Origin of the sequence: Solimonas sp. K1W22B-7, from assembly GCF_003428335.1 — a bacterium.
Taxonomy (GTDB): domain Bacteria; phylum Pseudomonadota; class Gammaproteobacteria; order Nevskiales; family Nevskiaceae; genus Solimonas_A.
This window is the reverse complement of sequence record NZ_CP031704.1, coordinates 3463317-3482293: the sequence shown is the minus strand read 5'-3', so window position 1 is coordinate 3482293 and position 18977 is coordinate 3463317. Positions and strand designations below refer to the sequence as shown.

17 protein-coding genes are annotated in these 18977 nt (G+C 68.4%); 10 read left to right on the top strand and 7 right to left on the bottom strand.

All coding sequences use genetic code 11. The annotated features are described in order from the left end of the window. Nucleotides 1-8: 8 nt before the first annotated feature. Entirely contained in the window at nucleotides 9-1184 is a 1176-nt protein-coding gene (locus D0B54_RS15620; protein WP_117292206.1) for a multidrug effflux MFS transporter, read from the top strand. A gap of 4 nt (nucleotides 1185-1188) precedes the next feature. On the opposite strand, the gene fabR is transcribed toward D0B54_RS15620, so the two are convergent. After that, nucleotides 1189-1869 (bottom strand): HTH-type transcriptional repressor FabR, encoded by a 681-nt coding sequence (fabR, locus tag D0B54_RS15615; protein WP_117292205.1) that lies wholly within the window; start codon nucleotides 1867-1869, stop codon nucleotides 1189-1191. Between the two features lie 213 nt (nucleotides 1870-2082). On the opposite strand from fabR, the gene D0B54_RS24620 reads away from it, so the two are divergent. Together D0B54_RS24620 and D0B54_RS15605 are read left to right on the top strand one after the other, a co-directional pair. After that, on the top strand, nucleotides 2083-2520 hold the full coding sequence (locus D0B54_RS24620; RefSeq protein ID WP_205527143.1) for a hypothetical protein: 438 nt from the start codon (nucleotides 2083-2085) through the stop codon (nucleotides 2518-2520). Between the two features lie 130 nt (nucleotides 2521-2650). Beyond that, entirely contained in the window at nucleotides 2651-3547 is an 897-nt protein-coding gene (locus D0B54_RS15605) for a hypothetical protein (protein ID WP_117292204.1), read from the top strand. A gap of 25 nt (nucleotides 3548-3572) precedes the next feature. Here D0B54_RS15605 and D0B54_RS15600 read toward each other — a convergent pair whose 3' ends face one another. The 3 genes from D0B54_RS15600 to D0B54_RS15590 form a co-directional block, all read right to left on the bottom strand. Next, nucleotides 3573-4889, bottom strand: a complete 1317-nt coding sequence (locus D0B54_RS15600; RefSeq protein WP_117292203.1) for a hypothetical protein — start codon at nucleotides 4887-4889, stop codon at nucleotides 3573-3575. A gap of 171 nt (nucleotides 4890-5060) precedes the next feature. Next, complete coding sequence (locus tag D0B54_RS15595; protein ID WP_117292202.1) at nucleotides 5061-5873, bottom strand: SDR family oxidoreductase; 813 nt, start codon at nucleotides 5871-5873, stop codon at nucleotides 5061-5063. Further along, a complete protein-coding gene (locus D0B54_RS15590; RefSeq protein WP_117292201.1) occupies nucleotides 5870-6949 on the bottom strand; it encodes a hypothetical protein in 1080 nt (359 codons plus the stop codon). The genes D0B54_RS15595 and D0B54_RS15590 overlap by 4 nt, the downstream gene beginning before the upstream one ends. 105 nt (nucleotides 6950-7054) lie before the next feature. Between D0B54_RS15590 and D0B54_RS15585 the strand changes: the two genes are divergently transcribed. Then, entirely contained in the window at nucleotides 7055-7726 is a 672-nt protein-coding gene (locus D0B54_RS15585) for a TetR/AcrR family transcriptional regulator (RefSeq protein ID WP_205527142.1), read from the top strand. After that, nucleotides 7723-8691, top strand: a complete 969-nt coding sequence (locus tag D0B54_RS15580; RefSeq protein WP_162932464.1) for an NAD-dependent epimerase/dehydratase family protein — start codon at nucleotides 7723-7725, stop codon at nucleotides 8689-8691. The genes D0B54_RS15585 and D0B54_RS15580 overlap by 4 nt, the downstream gene beginning before the upstream one ends. A 3-nt stretch (nucleotides 8692-8694) precedes the next feature. On the opposite strand, the gene D0B54_RS15575 is transcribed toward D0B54_RS15580, so the two are convergent. After that, entirely contained in the window at nucleotides 8695-9324 is a 630-nt protein-coding gene (locus D0B54_RS15575) for a TetR/AcrR family transcriptional regulator (protein ID WP_117292198.1), read from the bottom strand. A gap of 85 nt (nucleotides 9325-9409) precedes the next feature. Between D0B54_RS15575 and D0B54_RS15570 the strand changes: the two genes are divergently transcribed. The 4 genes from D0B54_RS15570 to D0B54_RS15555 all read left to right on the top strand — a co-directional run bounded on the left by D0B54_RS15570 (nucleotide 9410) and on the right by D0B54_RS15555 (nucleotide 15476). Beyond that, nucleotides 9410-11359: a CocE/NonD family hydrolase gene (locus D0B54_RS15570; RefSeq protein WP_117292197.1), complete on the top strand. Its 1950-nt coding sequence runs from the start codon at nucleotides 9410-9412 to the stop codon at nucleotides 11357-11359. Continuing rightward, nucleotides 11356-13110, top strand: coding sequence for a hypothetical protein (locus D0B54_RS15565; protein WP_117292196.1), 1755 nt, complete (start codon nucleotides 11356-11358; stop codon nucleotides 13108-13110). Before D0B54_RS15570 ends, D0B54_RS15565 begins: the two co-directional genes overlap by 4 nt. Nucleotides 13111-13275: 165 nt before the next feature. Further along, nucleotides 13276-14370: an FG-GAP repeat domain-containing protein gene (locus tag D0B54_RS15560; protein WP_162932463.1), complete on the top strand. Its 1095-nt coding sequence runs from the start codon at nucleotides 13276-13278 to the stop codon at nucleotides 14368-14370. 8 nt (nucleotides 14371-14378) lie between these two features. Continuing rightward, nucleotides 14379-15476, top strand: coding sequence for an AraC family transcriptional regulator (locus D0B54_RS15555; protein ID WP_162932462.1), 1098 nt, complete (start codon nucleotides 14379-14381; stop codon nucleotides 15474-15476). A gap of 5 nt (nucleotides 15477-15481) precedes the next feature. Here the strand turns inward: D0B54_RS15555 and D0B54_RS15550 are convergent, their stop codons facing one another. Together D0B54_RS15550 and D0B54_RS15545 are read right to left on the bottom strand one after the other, a co-directional pair. Further along, nucleotides 15482-16432, bottom strand: a complete 951-nt coding sequence (locus D0B54_RS15550; RefSeq protein WP_240433444.1) for a recombination-associated protein RdgC — start codon at nucleotides 16430-16432, stop codon at nucleotides 15482-15484. A gap of 250 nt (nucleotides 16433-16682) precedes the next feature. Then, a complete protein-coding gene (locus tag D0B54_RS15545; RefSeq protein ID WP_117292193.1) occupies nucleotides 16683-17333 on the bottom strand; it encodes a TetR/AcrR family transcriptional regulator in 651 nt (216 codons plus the stop codon). Nucleotides 17334-17413: 80 nt separating this feature from the next. On the opposite strand from D0B54_RS15545, the gene D0B54_RS15540 reads away from it, so the two are divergent. Then, entirely contained in the window at nucleotides 17414-18919 is a 1506-nt protein-coding gene (locus D0B54_RS15540; protein ID WP_117292192.1) for a flavin-containing monooxygenase, read from the top strand. The last annotated feature ends 58 nt before the right edge of the window (nucleotides 18920-18977 follow it).

Below are 18977 nucleotides of genomic sequence, written 5' to 3'. Positions count from 1 at the left end.
CCGGCTTCATGAACGCCATCGCCAGCCACCGCCGCCTGATCATCCTGCTGGGCGCCACCATCGCCATCGGCCCGATGTCGATCGACATGTACCTGCCGGCGCTGCCGGCCCTGGCCCGTGACCTGGGAGCGACGCAGGGACAGGCGCAGTTCACCCTCGCGGCTTACCTGGTGGGACTGGTGCTGGGCCAGCTGGCCTATGGCCCGCTGATCGACCGCTACGGCCGCAAGCGGCCGCTCTATGCGGGGTTGGTGTTGTACATGCTGGCCTCGCTGGGCTGCGCCCTGGCCTGGCGGATCGAGGCGCTGATGGCTTTCCGGGCGCTGCAGGCCCTCGGTGGCGGCGCTGCCATCGTGGTGTCGCGCACGGTGGTGCGCGACCTCTTCGAGCCCAAGGCCGCCGCCAAGGTGATCTCGCTGATGATGCTGGTGATGGGCCTGGCGCCGATCCTGGCGCCGCTGGCCGGCGGCTGGGTACTGGTGGGCCTGGGCTGGCGCTGGATCTTCGGTGCGCTGGTGCTGTTTGCCCTGGGCTGCCTGCTGGCGGTCTGGCGGGTGATGCCGGAGACCGGCAAGCACCACACGGGGCCGCGGGGTGGCTATCTCAGCGTGTTCTCCGACCGCCGCTTCCTGTCCAACGCCCTCGGCGGCGCGCTGGGGCAGGCCGGCATGTTCGCCTATATCGCCGCCGCGCCCTTCGTGTTCATCGAACTGTACGGCGTGCCGCCGGAACACTTCGGCTGGCTGTTTGGCGCCAACGCCGTGGGCCTGATCGGCGCGACGCAGGTCAACCGCTGGCTGCTGGACCACTACTCGCTGGAGCAGGTGCTGCGCGGCGCGCTGGCCATGCAGGCCGTCATGGGGCTGGCGCTGGTGGCGGTGGTGCTGATCGGGCGCGGCGGGCTGCCGGCGATCATGGTGCCGCTGTTCTTCAGCATCGCCGCCATGGGCCTGGTCTATCCCAATGCTTCGGCACTGGCGATGGCGCCGTTCGGAAACAATGCCGGTACCGCCGCGGCCTCGTTGGGCGTGCTGCAGTACGGCGCCGCGGCGCTGTCGGGCCTGGTGGCCGGCCTGTGGCACGACGGCACGGCGCTGCCGATGGCGAGCGGAATCCTGGTCTGCGCGGTGGGGGCGAACCTGGCGCTCAGGTTCCTGGCGCCCCCGTCAGTTGACGGGAGCTGAAGACTCAGGCGGGCGGCTTTTCCTGCCACTGCGATGCGCCCAGGAACACCAGGCGCAGCTGCTTGACCAGGAAGTCGGTCAGCTCGCGGTGGGCCTGCGGCTGGTTGGCGGGCAGGTCGAGGATGTCGGTGGCGGCGTTGAGCATCGACGAGACGATCAGGTTGCAGATCATCTGCAGCGAGGCGAAGGACAGCTGCGGCGCGATGTTGAGCTGGCGGATGTCCTCGGCCATCTCGTTGATGAAGTGCGTCGCCTCGTTGCGCACCGCGCGACGGATCAGCGGCGAGCCGCCGTGGCGTTCGCCGGCGAGGAAGAAGAACTGCAGGCGGTTGGTCTCGACGTACTCCTTGTAGACCTCCACCGAGCGCCGCACCATGTCGGTATCCGGGCGGCCCTGCTTGCGCGCCTCGCGCAGCAGGCGGCGCAGCGTCAGTCCGCTTTCCTCCACCAGCGCCAAGCCCAGTTCGTCCATGTCGCGGAAATGGCGGTAGAACGAGGTGGGCACCACGCCGGCCTCGCGGGTGATCTCGCGCAGGCCCAGGCTGGTGAAGCTGCGGCCCTCGGTCATCAGCTTGAGGGCAGCGTCGAGCAGGGCTCCGCGCGTGCGCTGCTTGCGCTCGGAACGGGTCACCAGGGCGCCATCATCGGCACCGGTACGGGGAATTCGAGGGGTACGGGTTGTCATCGACTGCAGGTTCGGCTTACGTCGGCTAAATTAGCACAGCAGTCAAATCAATGCCTTGGGCCCAGGGTGGGGCGAAAGCGGGGATTTCGGTGTACAGGCGTCGGCTTGGCCCTGCCGCCGCGGCGCGCGTCACGTCGCCCATCGTCAGGCGTCATGGGGACCGGGTACATTGCTTGCGTACAAACCCAACATCGCGATTTCACAGGACATGACATGAGCAAGTTGCAGAAACTCGAGCTGCTGAAGGACTCCCTGCAGCAGGCGATCGACCGCGCGGTCAGCTCCATCGGCCAGATCCACCAGCAGATCGCCGACCTGCCGTTCGAGCTGCTGGAGCGCGCCGGCGTGATGAGCGAGGACAAGCTGGCCCTGCGCGAGCGCAACCGCCAGGCCGCGGCCATGGTCTACGACGCGATCCGCCGCGTGAACCAGCAGATCGGCGACCTGATCTCCGACCAGATCGAGAACCTGGAAGACGCCCAGCACGTGCATCGCGTGCTCGACGAGAACGAAGCCGAGGAGCGTGCCGCCAAGGCGCCGGCGCCGAAGAAGGCCCCGGCGAAGAAGAAGCCCGCTGCAAAGAAGACTGCCGCGAAGAAGGCTCCGGCCAAGGCTGCTCCGAAGAAGAAGCCGGCGGCAAGGAAGAAGTAGCCTGCGGTCTGCAATACGTTTCCCGGATCTGCCGCCGGCGGGACGGCGGCATGCTTCATGCGAGGTTCATCTTGTTGCAGGAGCATGAAGCCCTGACGAACCGGGGCCGTGGAGACACGGTCGAAAAGGCATGCGATCCCGAACGAAGCACTGGAGTACCGCGCACCGTTCCCTCTGGCTGCTGGCCGCAGCCTGGGCGGGTGCCGCGGGCGCCGCGCCGACGCAGGCTGCCGGGGAACCGGCCGCCGCCTTGGCCGCGACCTATGAGGCCAGCGCCGAGCGCCTGCGCAACAGCCCCTTCAGGCGTCCCCTGATCCTGCAGTCCGCAGAGTCGGGCGACTCGCTGAAAGGCGAAATACACGCCCTGCTCGACAGGCCGCTGGCGGTGGTGAGCGGCGCGCTGTCCAGTCCCGAGGGCTGGTGCGAGGTGATGATGGTGCACCCCAACGTCGCCGGTTGCCGCGTGAGCGGCAGCGCCGCGGCACCGAAGCTGACGGTGGACCTGGGCACGCGCCTCGACTCTTCCGATTCGCCCTATCACGCCGAGTTCGACTTCCGCCGCGTGCGGGCCGACGACTCCTACCTGCAACTGTGCCTGGATGCCGACAAGGGACCGGTGGGCACGCACGACTACCGCATCCTGGTGGAGGCGGTGCCGGTGGGCGACAAGACCTTCCTGCACTTCAGCTACTCGTACGCCTACGGCTTCACCGCGCGCATGGCGACGCAGGCCTATCTCAGCACCAAGGGCCGCAGCAAGGTGGGCTTCACGCCGGAGGGCGAGGGCTATATCGGCGGTCTGCGCGGTGCGGTGGAGCGCAATGCCATGCGCTACTACCTTGCCATCGAGTCGCACCTGGCGGAACGGGCTGCGCCGGAGAGCCAGCGCTTCGAGCGCGGCCTGCAGCGCTGGCTCGACGCCATCGCCGAGTACCCGCGCCAACTCAAGGAAGAGGGCACGCGCGAGGAGTACGTGACGATCAAGCGCGACCAGTACCGCCGGCAGCAGGTGGCCGTGCTGCACTAGGCTTCGGCAGTGAAACCCGCCTGTCTCAGGGGCCTTCGTAGATCCTTGCCCTCACGTCCAGCAGGCTGAAGTCGTCGACCGCTTCGGGCCAGCTGACCAGGAAGCGTCCACCGAAAGCGGCCAGCAGCGGTCCGCGGTGCTGTGCGCCGCCGCTGCTCACCGCGACGTTGCCGCCGGCGGCAACGCCACCCGCCGCATAACGCTGCAGGTACACGCCGCCAGCGGCGTTCCAGGCCACTGCGAAGGCACCGCTGCCGTCGGTGGCGATGCGCGCTGCGCTGCGCTGTTCAAGGAGTGCGCCGCCGTCGACGCGTACCGCGGCACCGAGCGCGTTGTGATTGCCGGTGGAGTAGCGGCGCAGCCACAGGCTTGCCGCGGACTGGTCGCCGAAGGGGTGCTTGCGGAACAGGACGATGCTGTTGCCGGCCCCGTCGAAGGCGACTTCCGGGGCGGGGTGGGTGCCGGAGTCCGCCACCGTCCGCGCCAGCGGCGCCGACCCGGATGCCGGGTAGTGCCGCAGCTTCACCTGCCGCTTGCGCGTGGACACCAGATGGGTGAGTTCGGTGTAGGAAGTCCAGGCCACGGCGTAGCTGCCGTCGTTGGCCAGGGCTACCGCGGGAGTGTCCACCTCCGGCCCGGCCGCCTCGACGCCGATGTCGTAGACCATGGCGGTGAGGAAGGTGGCACTGTCGACGGTCACGGGCCCGGCGGCGACACCGTTGCTGTCGTAGCGCCGCGCCATGATTTTCGTCTGGTAGCTGCCCAGGCAGTTGCGCGGCCCGCCGAAACCACCGGTGCAGCTGGAGCCGGAGCTGCCCGTGGCCTTGCGCTGCGTCCACACCACGATGAATTCGCCCGAGGCGTTCATCGCCACGCGCGGCTGGCCGATATCGCGGCTGTTGGCGGGCAGGGACGGATCGGTCACCTCGAACAAGGCCCCCGCAGGCGCGCCGCTGGCCGCGTAGCGCTGTCCCAGCACCCGGGGGCGGACGCCGTCGTAGAAGGAGTACACGATGACGTGGCGGCCGTCGGGAGCGGCGGCAGCGTCGAGCGAGGAGTATGCATCCGGCACCGCCACGTCGCCGCTCAGGGGCGTGCCGGCGCTGTTGTAGCGGGTCTGGTACATGCTGGAGAGGCCGGTGCTCGACGAACTCCAGAAGACGCGGAATCCGGTGCTGCCGGCGACGACCGCCGCGGGCTGCTCGGTATCCGCCTGGTAGACATTGACCGTGAACGGCGGGCCCAGCGGATCGCCGGGTGCGGCGGCTGCCGCGGCGGACCAGAGGGCAAGGCTCGTGAACAGGAGGCCCGCGGCTTTGCGGGCAGGGCTACGGCGGTCCATGCGCTTCTCCTCCAGGATGGGGCGTGCCGTCAGGTCTTCATGCCTGCTCAGTACGGGCCATCCTAGCCGGGGTTCCGGCCGTCCTCCAGTGGGAACGGCAAGTGCCTGATTTCACTAACCTGCCGATCAATGCAGGAGCCCGCTTGCTGGCTCCGCGTGCTGGAACGGAACTCAACGCGCCTTTGCGCGCTTCTGCTGCTGCTTGCGTCCGCGCTCGCGCAGCCATTTCAGCAACGCGCCCGACAGACCCGGGAAGGCGCTGCCGAGCTTGGCGATGCGCCCGCGCGAAGCTGGCAGGGTGATCTCGATCGGTGCCTTTTCCAGCGCGTGGAAGATCGCGCGGGTGATGTCGTCGGCGGTGAGGGCCTGGGCGCTGCCCGAGAAGGTCATCGCCGCCTGCTCGTAGTCCACCTGCAGGTCCAGCATCGGCGTCTGCACGGCGTCGGGGCAGATCACGGTCAGCTTCACGCCGCGCGGGGCCAGGTCCATTGCCGCCGACAGGCTGTAGCCGCGCACCGCGAACTTGCTGGCGCTGTAGAGGTTGAGGCCCGGCACCGGCGCGATGCCGGCGAGCGAGGCGATGTTGATGATGTGGCCGCCGCCCTGGCGCAGCATCTGCCGCGCCGCGGCCTGCGTGCCGAACACCACGCCCTTGGTGTTGATGTCGAAGTGGCGGTGCACTTCCTCGGCCGGTTCCTCGTGGACGTAGCCGGGCTTGAGGTAGCCGGCGATGTTCATCACCACGTCGAGCCGGCCCCAGTCGGCGGCCAGCGTCGTCACCAGCTTGTCCCAGGCCTGCGGGTCGCGCACGTCCAGGGTCTCGGTGCGCAGGTTTTCGGGCGAGGCCAGTTCCTTGCGCAGGATCGCCAGGGCCTCGGCATTGATGTCGGTGGCGCAGACGCGGTCGCCGCGGCGCACCAGGGCCATCGCGGTATGGCGGCCGATGCCGCTGCCGCAGCCGCTCAGCAGGTAGGTCTTGCTCATGCCGCCTTCCGGGTCTTCACGGCCCTCTGCAGCGTGCCGTACTGCAGGTCGCCGACGCGGAAGCCCGGCGCGGTGCGCGGGAACAGCCAGTAGCCGGCGGATTCGGAGGAGGGCGCCATGTTGGGGTAGCGTTCGTCGCGCGGGTTGGGGCCGGCGACGGCCTTCTCCTGCACCATCGAGATGTACTGGTCGATGGCGTACTCGGCGGTATTGCCGTTGAGCACCACCTCGGCACCGGTGTAGCGCGCGAAATCGGCCACGCCCGGGATCTTCGACAGCGCCGGCACATAGGCTTCCACCGACACGCCGTTCTCGCTGGTCACCTTCAGGCCCTCGGGCGTGTGCGCCACGATGGAGTGGTTGCCCTCGGTGTGGCCCTTGGTGCGCAGCAGCGCCACGGAGCCGTCGCCGAGCAGGGTGTCGTGATCCAGCAGGAGCACCTTGTCCGCCGGCACGCCGGCGATGCCGTTGGGGCAGTACCACTGGTTCTGCCAGGGAATCAGCGACTGCGTGCTCTCCCACTCCTCGCGCATCACCAGCAGCTTTGCGTTCGGCAGCAGCGCCGGCTGGCCGTTGCCGCCGAGCCAGCGCGTGACGTTCTGCGTGTGCAGGTGATCGTAGGTGATGTAGTCGATGTCGGCCGGGTCCAGGCCGATGCTCTTCAGCACGTCCAGCACCGTGGCGGTCTTGCGGAAGATCAGCGCCTCCGACACCGGTGCCAGCGGGCCGGCGGAATCGCTGAGGCGCTTGAAGAACGGCGTGTCGCGCTGGTTCTCCCAGTCGGAGGGGCCGACCAGCAGGGTCTTGAGGCCCTCGCCGGATTCGAACTGGATCACGAACAGGCGATTGCAGAGGTGCACGAAGGGCGAGGGGCCGGTGTGCGCGTTGAGGTAGGCGTACTTCGAAGGGTAGGGCACCCGCACCAGCTCGAAGGACTGGTAGTAGCGCACCTTCGGGCTCGCCAGCATCTGCTTGCGGAAATCGCCGGCGGCCTGCTTGACGTTGTCGACGCGCTCCAACGGCCGCTTTGCGTCGCGGGTGCCGTCGAAGTGGGTGATGCGGGTCAGGATGCTCATCGGTGGGACCTCTCGCGGCGGCTGGAGAACAGGAAGGCTACGCCATCCGGACGGCAATGGCGGGAGGCACTTTATTTTGGGAAAGAAATCTTGTCAAATATGCGGATGAGCAAGAAACCCGCCCCCTCCAAGCGCCGCGTCTATGGCGGTATCGACGCCGAGCAGCGCGTGCAGGAGCGCCGCGAGCGGCTGCTGGAAACGGCGCTGGAGCTGTTCGCGACCCAGGGCTACCAGAACACGCCGATCGAGCAGCTGTGCAGCGAGGCGCGCGTCACCACGCGTTATTTCTACGAGGCTTTTCCGGGGCGCGAGGCGCTGCTGCTGGCGCTCTACGAGCGCCTGATCCGCGAAGCCCAGGCGGCGGTGCGCGAGGTGCTGCAGCGTCCGGGCCTGGATCTGGCCGCGCGCATTCCGCGGGCGATGCGCGCCTTCGTCGAGTCCTACGTCGCCGACCGCCGCCGCGCGCAGATCGGCGTGCTGGAAGTGGTGGGCGTGAGCCCGGCGGTGGAGCAGCGCCGCCGCGAGGTGATCCGCGAGTTCGCCCAGGTACTGGAAGGCTATGCCGATTCGCTGGTGGCGCAGGGACTGCTGCCGCAGCGCGACTATCACCCGGTGAGCCTGGCCTTGGTCGGTGGCATCAACGAGCTGCTGGCGGAATGGCTGATGACCGGCAGTCCCGGCAGCCTGCAGCAGCTGCAGGAAACCATCAGCGACGTGATGCAGGCCCTGCTGCTCGGCGGTGCGGTCATGGCGCAACAGGCCAAGGGAAGAAAATGACGACGATCGCGATCACCGGCATCGGTGGCTTCATCGGACTGCGCATGCTGCAGCGGGCGCGCGAGCGCGGCTGGCAGGTACGGGGTCTGGACGTGTCGCCGGCCGCCGCGCAACGCGCGCGGGACGCGGGCGCCGAGGTCTTCGCCGGCGACATCAACGATGCGGCGCTGCTGGCGCGGTGCTTCGCCGGCGCCGACATCGTGTTCCACACCGCCGCCATCGTCGAGGAGGATGGCGCGCGCGAGCTCTACGAGCGCGTCAACGTCGAGGGTACGCGCTCGGTCTGCCGTACGGCGCAGGCGCTGGGCGTGCGCCAGATGGTGCAGCTGTCCTCGGTCATGGTCTACGGCTTCGACTATCCCGACGGCGTGACCGAGGAAGGCCCGTTCCGCGACGACGGCAACATCTACAACGAGACCAAGCTGCGCAGCGAGCGCGTGGCGATGGAGTTCCACCGGCCCGGTGCCTTCGAGGTGATCGTGATCCGCCCCGGCGACGTCTATGGCACCGGCAGCGTGCCCTGGGTGCTGCGGCCCATCGCGTTGCTGCAGCAACGCCTGTTCACGCTGCCCGATGGCGGGCAGGGCGTGATCAACCATGTGCACGTCGATAACCTGCTCGATGGCGTGTTCCTGGCGCTGGAGAAGAACGCCGGCGGCGAGTGCTTCACGATCTCCGACGGCGTGGCAACGCCCTGCAGGGAGTTCTTCGGCTACCACGCGCGCATGCTGGGACGGGAGCGGGTTCCGACGGCACCGGGCGCACTGCTGATCGCCCTGGTCGGCGCGCTGGCCTGGGGCTACCGGCTGTTCGGCCGCAAGCCGCCGGCGAGTGCGGCAGGCATCCACTTCCTGCGCCGCCGCGGCGCGTACTCCATCGACAAGGCGCGGCGCCAGCTCGGCTACGTGCCCAAGGTATCGCTGGAGCAGGGCATGGCCGAGATCGCGCGGGAGCGGCGGCGCTAGGCTTTAGGCCTCGAAGGGCTTCGGTACTGCCTGCAGGGCCAGGTAGCCCAGGAACTGCGCGCGCATGAAGTTCACCAGGTCGTCGCGGATCGCGCGGCGCTGGCGTGGATTCTCCAGGTAGTCCAGCGCGCGGTAGCACATGTAGTAGGTGATCGAGGTGGTGGCCTGCAGCAGGGATGCCGGCTGGATGCCGGGCACCAGCTTCATGCTGCTGATCTGGTCGACGCTCTCGGTCGCGATCTCGTGGATCACCCGCTGCATCGCCTTGCGCATCGGCGATTCGCTGTGGTGCAGCTCGCGCACGCTGATCACCAGCAGGCTCTGGTTGTCGCGCGCCCAGTCGAGGAAGTAATCCGCCGCAGCGATCGAGGCGTCGGCGTGCCGCGCGGCATTGCGCCGGATGTCCTTCATCGCCGCCATGAACTGCCCCGCCACCTCCGCGGCGGCGGCATGTCCCAGATCTTCCAGCGTTTCGAAGTGGCGGTAGAAGGTGTTGTGGTTGAGTCCGGCCTCGCGGGCCAGCTCGCGCAATCCCAGTGAAGCCAGCGAACTGCCGTTGCGCGCCGCGAGGCGGAATGCGGCCTCGATCAGGCGCTGCTTGCCGCCGGGTTGGGTCGCGTTCTCGGTTTCCATGTCGCGAATTGTACCCCGCTTGACGGAAAGTATCCAACTGGATACCTTAGGTATCCAAGTGGATACTCAAACGTCGAGGGTGCGCATGAGGATGGAGAAGACACCGACGCTGGTCTCGTTGCTGGGCGTGGCCCTGCTGGTGCTGGCCGGCTGCGGCAGCTCCTCCGAGGTGGAGGGCGGGGGCAGCGAGACGCCGGTGGCACGCGGCCTGATGACCACGCTGGGCACGCGCGCCGTGCCGGCACAGCGCAGCCAGGCTCCCCGCACGAGCGGCGCCGCGGGCTGGGTGGACTACGACACGCCGGAGACCTACGCCGGCACCGTCAAGCAGGACAACATCGTCGTGACGATGGACGACGGCACCGCCATCTCGCTGCAGGTGGTGCGGCCGACGGGCGCGGACGGCGTCGCCGAAAGCGCGCCGCTGCCGACGATCGTGACCTTCACGCCGTACAACAAGAACGTCACCGCCTACGTCTCGCTGGGCGGCGCGATCAACCCGTACTTCGTCAAGCGCGGCTACAACCATGTCCAGGTGGACGTGCGCGGTACCGGCCGCTCCGGCGGCGCCTGGGATCCCTTCAGCGCGCGCGAGCAGCAGGACTACTCGCAGGTCATCGACTGGGTCATCCAGCAGCCCTGGAGCAATGGCGTGGTCGGCATGTGGGGCATCTCCGCCACCGCCACCACCGCGCTGCTGGCGGCCAAGGGCGGACACCCGGCGATCAAGGCGGTATTCCCGATCGTGCCGCATGGCGACATCTACCGCGACGTGGTGCTGGTGGGCGGGCAGGGCAGCATCGCCTTCCTGCCGGCCTGGATGGGCGTGGTGACGGCGCTGGCCACGGTCAATCCCAACTTCTACGACCAGCCGGGCCAGTACGTCGCCGCCGTGACCGACCACCTGCTGGGCCTCAACGGCTTCCTGCTGTCGCGCACCCTGGGTGTACTCACCGCCGAGCCGGACACGGCCTACGACAACAGCTACTGGGCCGACAAGGCGCCGCTGGAAGTCGCGCGCGGCGTCAAGGCGCCCACCTTCATCGTCGGCGGCCTGTTCGACATCTTCCAGCGCAGCGAGCCGCTGAACTACGAGGCGCTGAAGGGCCACACCACGGCCAAGCTGCTGATCGGCCCCTGGCATCACCTGCAGGCCTCCACCGGCGCGGGCCTGCCGATGGATGGCGTGCCCTCGCTGGATCACATCGCGACGATGTGGTTCGACCGCTATCTCAAGAACGTCCCCAACGGCGCCGAGCGCCTGCCCAATGTGACGCAGTGGGTCTGGGGCCATGAGCGCTTCGACACCAGCAGCGACTGGCCGCATCCGCAGGCGCGCGCGCAACGCCTCTTCCTGCAGGGCGGCGCGCTCGCGGCCGACAAGCCGGCCGCCGGTGCGGCGCCGTCCACGCTGATCCAGCAGCCCTTCAACGGCATCTGCTCCGAGAGCGCCATGCAGATCTCGCTGGGACTGCTGGCGTACGCGCCGCTGCCCTGCTGGTACAGCGACAACATTGTGCAGACGCTGGAGGCGACCTTCGACACCGCGCCGCTGGAGCAGGACCTGTACATCAACGGTCCGATCCTGGCCGATATCTGGATATCGACCACGGCAATGGACGCGGGCCTGGTGGTGCGCGTCTCGGACCTGGAGCCGAACGGCACGGCGCGCTCGCTCAGCAGCGGCCTGCAGACGGCCTCGCTGCGCGCGGTGGACGAGAGCCGCTCGCGCTGGCTCGACGGGCAGATGCTGCAACCCTGGCATTCCTACACGGCCGAGTCGGTGGAGCCGGTCGGCATCGGCAACATCGTCAAGGTGCCGGTGGAGGTGTTCCCGACCAGCGCGCTGATCCGCAGGGGGCATCGCCTGCGCATCTCGGTGGGTGCCAGCAACTTCCCCTTCGCGGCGATGCCGATCCCGAGCCTGCTGCAGTCGCTGGCCGGCGTCATGAGCATCTACGGTGACGCGGAGCATCCGTCCAGCGTGGTCCTGCCGGTGGTGCCGGCCTCCGCCCTGCAGGCTGGCCAGCCGTGAAATCCCGGCTCTGGCTCCTGCCGGCGTTCCTGCTCGCGGGCTGCGGCGCGGGTGGTGGCTCCGATGGCGGGGCGGGTGCTGCTGCCGACGGCAAGACGCTCTACGTCAGTGCCCAGGCGGCGGACGGCGGCGACGGCAGCCGGCAGCATCCGTTCGACTCGCTGGCCGACATCGAGCAGGCCTCCGCGCCGGGCGACACCCTGGTGGTACTGCCTGCGCCGCTGGACGTGGCGCCGCTGGAGGGCGGCATCGCCCTGCAGGCGGGGCAGCGGCTGATCGGCGGCGGGCCGGCGGTGGTGCAGCGGCGCGCCGATGCGGCCATCGCGGGTGCCAGCGCGCTGGCGGCCCTGCCGCGCATCGCCAACAGCAACCCGCTGCGCCAGGGGGGCGATGCCGTGCGGCTGGCGCCGGGCAGCGAGGTGCGCAACCTGGTGATCGCCGCCGCCTCGCGCGGCGGCATCTACGGCCTCAACGTGCCGGGCACGATCATCCGCGGCAACGACGTCTCCGGCACCAACACGCGCTGCGCGGTCGGCTTCACGGTCGAGCGCTTCACCGCGCCGACGCGGCTGCCGTACTTCGGCGTGCCGCTGATCCTGCCGGCCGGCTGGGCCGGGATCATGGTGGACGCCGACGAGGGCAAGGGCGAGGTCCGCATCCTCGACAACCACGTGCACCACGCGGCCTGCGGCAACGGCATCGACCTGCGCATCAAGGGCTCGGCCGACTACCGCGCCGACCTCTCCGGCAATTTCGTCACCGAGCTGCACAAGGGGCCGCTGGGCGAGACGCGGGAACTGCACCTGGTGCATGCCATCACCACGCAGATCACCGACAACGCGCGCCTGGAAGCCGTGTCGGTCAACAACACGCAGACCTTCATCGGTGGCCCCGGCGCCGACTGCGAGGGCCTGTTCATGAACCTGGCCGACAACGCCTTTGCGCGCTGGACCATCGACCGGAACATTTTCGAGCACGGTATCGGCGGCTTCTCCTGCAACGGCATGGAGGCGGTCATCAGCCACGGCCCGGCGCATGGCGAGATGAGCATCAGCAACAGCCGCTTCGTCGACAACCCCGGCGACATGCTGCAACAGGACAACCTCGGCAGCGGCTCGACGCTGATCCTGGAACTGGATCGCGTCATCGTCCGCGATACCACCGAGCGGCCCGGCAGCCCGGATGCGCAGCCGCTGCCCTTCAACCTCGGCGAGTGCATCCTGGCCGGCAGCGACGGCGCCGACAACACCACGGTGCTGCGCGTGCGCGACAGCGAGTTCTCCAACTGCAACAACGGCCTCACCATTCTCAGCGGTGTGTCCCTGCTCAATGGCGGACTGTCCGATGGGCTGATCGACGTCGAGATCGTCAATTCCAGCTTCCGCAACAACGCCTACAACAACCTGGTCGTCGGCGTGATCGCTCCCCTGCGCGAGCTGCGCCTGCGCGTCGAGAACAGCGACTTCCGCGGTGCCGGCGACAGCGCGCTGGCGTTCAAGCGCATCGACCTCGGCCGGATCGAAACCGCCAGCGTGGACTTCGGCGGCGGCACCCTGGGCAGCCGCGGCGGCAACTGCATCGCCGGCGGCGCCAGTCATGACGCGACCACCGAGGGCCTCGACGTTCTGCTGCGCGGCAACTGGTGGGGGCGTGCGGGCGGACCCGACAGCAGCAGGCTGACGCAGCGCCGCGGGTCTCTCGATACCGGCGCGCCGCTGGGCGCGGCGCCCGCGCGCTGCGCGGCGCCCTGAGTCCGGGCAGGAATCCCGGACACAAGAACCCGTTCAACGCCGGTGCTGCAGCGCCGGCGCGAGTGAGGAGAGACGGCGATCCGGACTGGACGCCGGTTTGATGGACTTACACATACAGGAAATGGAGTTTCAGACATGGAGATGCACATGAATGCGAAGAGGGGAATGACGGCTCTGCTGGGCCTCGCAGGCCTGGCGCTGAGCGCCGCGGCAATGGCGGCAGCCAGCTTTGCGCCGGTGGTGAACTATCCGACCGGCAGCGCCGGCGGTCCGGGCCCCGCGGCCGAGGCCATGGTGCAGGTGGACCTGGACAATGACGGCGATGCCGACATCGTCATGGCCGACTGGTGGGGCACGGGCATCCGCGCGATGCTCAACAACGGCAGCGGCGGTTTCGGTCCGGCGATCGTCACCAGCCTGGGCACCAGCACCGGCTCGGTTGGCGCCGGCGACTTCGATGGCGACGGCAAGGCCGACATCGCGGTGGCCACCGGCATGCAGCTGATCATCCTGCGTGGCCTCGGCAACGGCCAGTTCACCGAGGTGGAGCGCAAGACCCTGACGGTCTCCGGCCAGGTGCAGGCCTACGTCTTCGACACCAACAACGACGCCAAGCTCGACATCGTGGCGCCGACCCCGGGCGGCGTGCAGACCTATTTCGGCCAGGGCGACGGCCACTTCGTCAACGGTCCGTTGAGCCCGATCTACACCATCATCAGTTCTACCGCTCGCGGCAACTTCAACAACGACGGCGTGACCGACATCGCCATCATCGACGACGTGGCGCAGCAGGCGGTCATCATGCGCGGCAACGGCAATGGCAGCTTCACGCAGATGGCCACGGCCTTCCTCGGCTTCATCTCTGAGGACATCACCGCCGGCGATCTCAACGGCGACGGCATCGACGACCTCGCTTCGGCCGACTCCTTCTCGTTCTCGATGTCGGTGGTGCTGTCCAATGGCCTCGGCGGCTTCCAGCCGACCCAGCGCTATTTCGGCATCGGCGGCCCGGTGGGCATCCGCATGGCCGACTTCGACCGCGACGGCGATCGCGACATCGTGGTGTCGGCGGTGGTGACCAGCAAGCTGATGGTCTACAGCAACAACGGCAGCGGCGGTTTCGGCAGCCCGCTGAGCCTGAGCGTGACCAACCAGCCGCAGACGCCGGTGGTGGCGGACTACAACCGTGACGGCAAGCTGGACATCGCCGTGGCGGGTGCCGGCGGCCAGCTGTCGCTGCTGCGCAACACCTCGCCCTGAGAGCGGCGGTGTTCGACTCCGCTGTTTCGCAGTACAACCCCCCGGCGGCAACGCCGGGGGGTTCCCGCGCGGAAACCTCGCGGGCGCGGCGTGGCGCCGCTCCGCCGATGCTGCCGGTGTCCTACCTGCGACCGCTGTGCGAGATCGTGGCGGAACGCGGCATCGAGCCGCGGCGCCTGGTCGAGCGCACGCGCCTGACGGTGGCTCAACTGGACCAGCCGCAGCTGCGCATGCGTGCCGACGAAGCGGCCGCCATGCTGCGGCGCGCGATGGAGCTGACCGGCGATGCCGGTCTCGGCATCGAACTGGGGCTGCGCATGCAGCCGACCCTGCATGGCTGCCTCGGCTATGCCTTGCTGAGCTGTGCGTCGATCGGCGCGGCGCTGGAATTGATGTTGCGCTTTGCCCCCATGCGTCAACCCTTCGTCGGATTGCGCCTGGCGCAGGACAGCGAAGGCATTCAGCTGCAGCTGCAGGACCTGAAGGCACTGGGCCCGCTGCGTGGCTTCTGGTACGAAAGCGTGATGATCAGCCTGGCGCGCGTGTTCGGCCTGCTGTTGGGCGAGCCGTTGGTGGATTGCGAGCTGTGGTTCGACGGCCCCGAGCCGGCGCATCACGCGGCATACCGCGGCCGCCTGCCGCGAGTGCGCTACGGCATGCCGCGGATGCAGCTGCGCCTGTCGGCAGCCACGCTGGCGCGTCGTCCGCTGATGGCGGATCCGGTGGCGCTGCGGCTGGCCCTGGAAAACTGCGAGCGTGAGCGGGCCATGGTCGGCGGCGGTTGCGTGCGCCAGCGCGTGCTGGCGCAGATGCTGGAGCGGCCCGGCGGCAACTACCCGCGGGCGGAATCCGTGGCAGCGCGGCTCTGCGTGTCGGTGCGCACGCTCAAGCGGCACCTGGCCGAGGCCGGCACCAGCTTCCGGCAACTGGTCGAGGAGGCGCGCCGCGCCGAGGCCCTGGGCCTGCTGACGCGCCCGGAAATCGGCATGCAGGAAATCAGCGAGCGCCTGGGCTACCAGGACCCGGCTTCATTCACGCGGGCCTTCCAGCGCTGGAGCGGCCAGACGCCGAGCCAGGCGCGACAGCAGCTCCGCGCCAGGGCCTAAGGGTCTCAGGCGTCCGCGGTCTCGCGCGCCGCGGACCTGCGCCCGGCGTCGGAGATCGGCGCACCCACGGCCTCGGCGAGGTCGGTGAGCAGCAGTGCCAGCTCGCCGCTCATCAGCGCGAAGTCGATGTCGAACTGCTCCTCCGGGTGATCGGAGGTTTCGTTCTCGGTCTCGCGCACGGCCAGGAACTTCACCTTCTTGATGTGCAGCTTCTCGGTCAGCACGAAGCTGACCTTGTCGTTCCAGGTCAGGCCCAGCTTGGTGGCGAACTTGCCCTCGGCGATGTGGCGGCGGATGTCCTCGCCCTCCAGGCCGTGGCGCACGTAGCGCACCGTGGGCTTGCTCTCGTCGCTGCCGCAGAGTTCGCACTCGTCGCCCAGCTCGAAGCGGCCCGGCGCCTGGCGCGAGGCCAGCCAGCCGGTCAGCAGGGCGGAGGGCGCCTGCGCCGGTTCCAGCATCGTCACGGCCAGCTCGCCGTTGAGCGTGTTGCGCAGCATCTCCACCAGTTCCTCGGCCTTGGCGGGGGCGCTGGCATCCACCACCAGCCAGCCGCCGACCGGGTCGATCCAGGAACGCAGGCTGCGGCGGCGCACGAAGGCGCGCGGCAGCAGCTCCAGCACGACCTGGTCCTTGATCTCGCGCATCATCTTCTTGCCGGGCTTGTAGCCCTTGACCTGCTCGATCTGCGCCGCGCGCTCCTCGGCGTGCTGGCGCACCACGGCGCCCGGCAGCAGCTTCTGCTCGGTGCCCAGGGCGATCATCAGCTGGCGTTCCATGGAGCGCACCAGCGGCACCTCGCCCTGCGGCGCGACCCAGCCGCGCGACTGCAGGTTCTGGCCCATGCAGGGCGTCAGCGGCTGGCGTGCCAGCTCCTCTTCCAGTTCGCCGGGCGACATCGCCCAGCCGGGCGGGAGACGGTAGACCTGCAGGTTCTTGAACCACATGGTGACGGACATCCACGGGCGACAGCGGGCTGCCGCGCGTTTTGCAATCTGGGAGGCGGCACCGCTGAAAAAGGGCGCCGGGATGCGGCGATTATCGCATGGCCCGGCCGGTTGTTTCCCCTCTCCCGCTTGCGGGAGAGGGTGGCCGAAGGCCGGGAGAGGGTTTCTGTGAATGGTGGGCTTGGTGATCCTGGGAGGATTTACAGAAACCCTCTCCCTTAGTCCCTCTCCCGCAAGCGGGAGAGGGGGACAAAAGCCAGCCTCAGGCGGGAGAGGTCCAGGTCAGGATCATCCCTTCAAAAATCGCATAGCAGTTGTCGCGCACTGCTTCCACCGGCTCGGCGAAGCCGCCGTAGACCCAGTGCATCGCCACGTTGATGCAGGCGCCGACCAGGCCGGTGGCGATGATCGATGGGTCCAGGCCGCTGGCCTGCACCCGGGGATAGAGGGTCTGGGTGAACTGCAGCAGGAAGCCGCTGAGCCCCGAGGTGACCTGGCGCGACTGCTCGGTCATCGCCGGGCTGATGCTCAGCACGTCCACGAACAGGATGCGGGCGCAGCGCGGGTCCTCGCGCAGGCCCTGGAAGAAGGTTTCCAGGCCGACCCGGGTCATGGCCTGGGCATCGGGCATGTGGCGCTGCAGGTTCTGCAGCACGCGGGCGCGCAGCAACTCCACCTGGCGCTGGTAGACGGCGCCGAACAGGGCCTCGCGGTCCTTGAAGGACTCGTAGAAGTAGCGTTCGGTGAGTTTCGCCCCGGCGCAGAGCTCGCGCACCGTCACGCCGTGGTAGCCGCGGGTGCCGAACAACTCGAGACCGGCCTCCATGAAGCGCTCATAGCGCTCACGCTGCCGCGCTTCCGGGGCTATCCCCTTGAAAGTACGGCGTTTCGGTTTGTCGGCCACGTCATCCATGGCGACATGTTGACATGAAGCGTTGTCAAATGTAAATTGACAACACTGATTGTCAACATATGCGACGAGGAGAAGGGTTCATGGCGTTCGATTCCAAGGGTGGCGGCGGGGCGAAGGAACTGTCGGTGCTGATCGTCGGCACGGGCTTCGCCGGACTGGGCATGGGCATCAAGCTGAAGGAAGCCGGCATCGATTCCTTCACCATCCTGGAGCGCGCCGACGACGTCGGCGGCACCTGGCGCGACAACAGCTACCCGGGCTGCGCCTGCGACGTGCAGTCGCACCTGTATTCCTTCTCCTTCGAGCCCAACCCGAACTGGACGCGCATGTTCGCGCCGCAGCCGGAGATCAAGGCCTACCTGCGCCACTGCGCGCAGAAATACGAGCTGATGCCGCACATCCATTACAACGCCGAGGTGGTGCGCGCCGAGTACGACGAGAAGGCGGCCATCTGGAACGTGACGACGCGTGCCGGCGAGACCTATGGCGCCAACGTGCTGGTCTCCGGCATGGGCGGCCTGTCGACGCCGGCTTACCCCACGATCAAGGGCCTGGAGAAGTTCAAGGGCAAGACCTTCCACTCGGCGAACTGGGATCACGCGTATGAGCTGGAGGGCAAGCGCGTCGCCGTGATCGGCACCGGCGCCTCGGCGATCCAGTTCGTGCCGCAGATCGCCAAGAAGGTCGCGCGCCTGGACCTGTATCAGCGCACGCCGACCTGGATCCTGCCCAAGCCCGACCGCGAGATCACGGCCGCCGAGCGCCTGCTGTTCCGCCGCTTTCCGGCCGCGCAGCAGGCGTTCCGCAACAGCATCTACTGGATGCTGGAATCGCGCGTGCTGGGCTTCGTGATCAACCCGCGCGTGATGAAGCTGGTGGAGCGCCAGGCGCGCAGCCACATCCGCCGCCAGGTCGCCGACCCGGCGCTGCGAGCCAAGCTGACGCCGGACTACACCATCGGCTGCAAGCGCATCCTGATCTCCGACGATTTCTATCCGGCGGTGTCGCGCGCCAACGTCGAGGTGATCGACAGCGGCATCCAGGAAGTGAAGGCCAACAGCGTGGTGGACGCCAGCGGCGTCGAGCGCGCGGTGGACGCGATCATCCTCGGCACCGGCTTCAAGGCGCAGGACCCGATGCCGCGCGGCGCGATCTTCGGCCGCGACGGGCAGGACATCCTCGATGCCTGGAAGGACGGCCCCGAGGCGTACAAGGGCTCCACCGTCGCCGGCTTTCCCAACTTCTACATGCTGGTCGGCCCCAACACCGGCCTGGGTCACAGCTCGATGGTCTACATGATCGAGTCGCAGGTGCAGTACGTGCTCGACGCGGTGAAGACCATGCGCCGCGAGGGCCTGCGCAGCCTGGAAGTCCGCCCCGAGGTGCAGGCCCGGTACAACGCCGGCCTGCAGCAGAAGCTGGGCAAGGCCGTGTGGCAGTCGGGCTGCAAGAGCTGGTACGTCAATGAGGCCGGCAAGAACACCACGCTGTGGCCGAGCTTCACCTTCAAGTTCCGCGAAGAGACCCGCCGCATTGATTTGGTGGACTACCGGACGGAGACCCGCGTCTCCACGGCCAAGGCCTGAGTCGCGAATCCGTTACATTATCCGCTGTATAGGTGGTAACCGAACTCTAGAGAGGGGA

Excerpts from the sequence above, each read along its gene's own strand:
- D0B54_RS15620 (WP_117292206.1), top strand. The coding sequence starts at position 9 with ATGAACGCCATCGCCAGCCACCGCCGCCTGATCATCCTGCTGGGCGCC.
- fabR (WP_117292205.1), bottom strand. The coding sequence starts at position 1,869 with ATGACAACCCGTACCCCTCGAATTCCCCGTACCGGTGCCGATGATGGC.
- D0B54_RS24620 (WP_205527143.1), top strand. The coding sequence starts at position 2,083 with ATGAGCAAGTTGCAGAAACTCGAGCTGCTGAAGGACTCCCTGCAGCAG.
- D0B54_RS15605 (WP_117292204.1), top strand. The coding sequence starts at position 2,651 with ATGCGATCCCGAACGAAGCACTGGAGTACCGCGCACCGTTCCCTCTGG.
- D0B54_RS15600 (WP_117292203.1), bottom strand. The coding sequence starts at position 4,889 with ATGGACCGCCGTAGCCCTGCCCGCAAAGCCGCGGGCCTCCTGTTCACG.
- D0B54_RS15595 (WP_117292202.1), bottom strand. The coding sequence starts at position 5,873 with ATGAGCAAGACCTACCTGCTGAGCGGCTGCGGCAGCGGCATCGGCCGC.
- D0B54_RS15590 (WP_117292201.1), bottom strand. The coding sequence starts at position 6,949 with ATGAGCATCCTGACCCGCATCACCCACTTCGACGGCACCCGCGACGCA.
- D0B54_RS15585 (WP_205527142.1), top strand. The coding sequence starts at position 7,055 with ATGAGCAAGAAACCCGCCCCCTCCAAGCGCCGCGTCTATGGCGGTATC.
- D0B54_RS15580 (WP_162932464.1), top strand. The coding sequence starts at position 7,723 with ATGACGACGATCGCGATCACCGGCATCGGTGGCTTCATCGGACTGCGC.
- D0B54_RS15575 (WP_117292198.1), bottom strand. The coding sequence starts at position 9,324 with ATGGAAACCGAGAACGCGACCCAACCCGGCGGCAAGCAGCGCCTGATC.
- D0B54_RS15570 (WP_117292197.1), top strand. The coding sequence starts at position 9,410 with ATGAGGATGGAGAAGACACCGACGCTGGTCTCGTTGCTGGGCGTGGCC.
- D0B54_RS15560 (WP_162932463.1), top strand. The coding sequence starts at position 13,276 with ATGACGGCTCTGCTGGGCCTCGCAGGCCTGGCGCTGAGCGCCGCGGCA.
- D0B54_RS15550 (WP_240433444.1), bottom strand. The coding sequence starts at position 16,432 with ATGTCCGTCACCATGTGGTTCAAGAACCTGCAGGTCTACCGTCTCCCG.
- D0B54_RS15545 (WP_117292193.1), bottom strand. The coding sequence starts at position 17,333 with ATGGATGACGTGGCCGACAAACCGAAACGCCGTACTTTCAAGGGGATA.
- D0B54_RS15540 (WP_117292192.1), top strand. The coding sequence starts at position 17,414 with ATGGCGTTCGATTCCAAGGGTGGCGGCGGGGCGAAGGAACTGTCGGTG.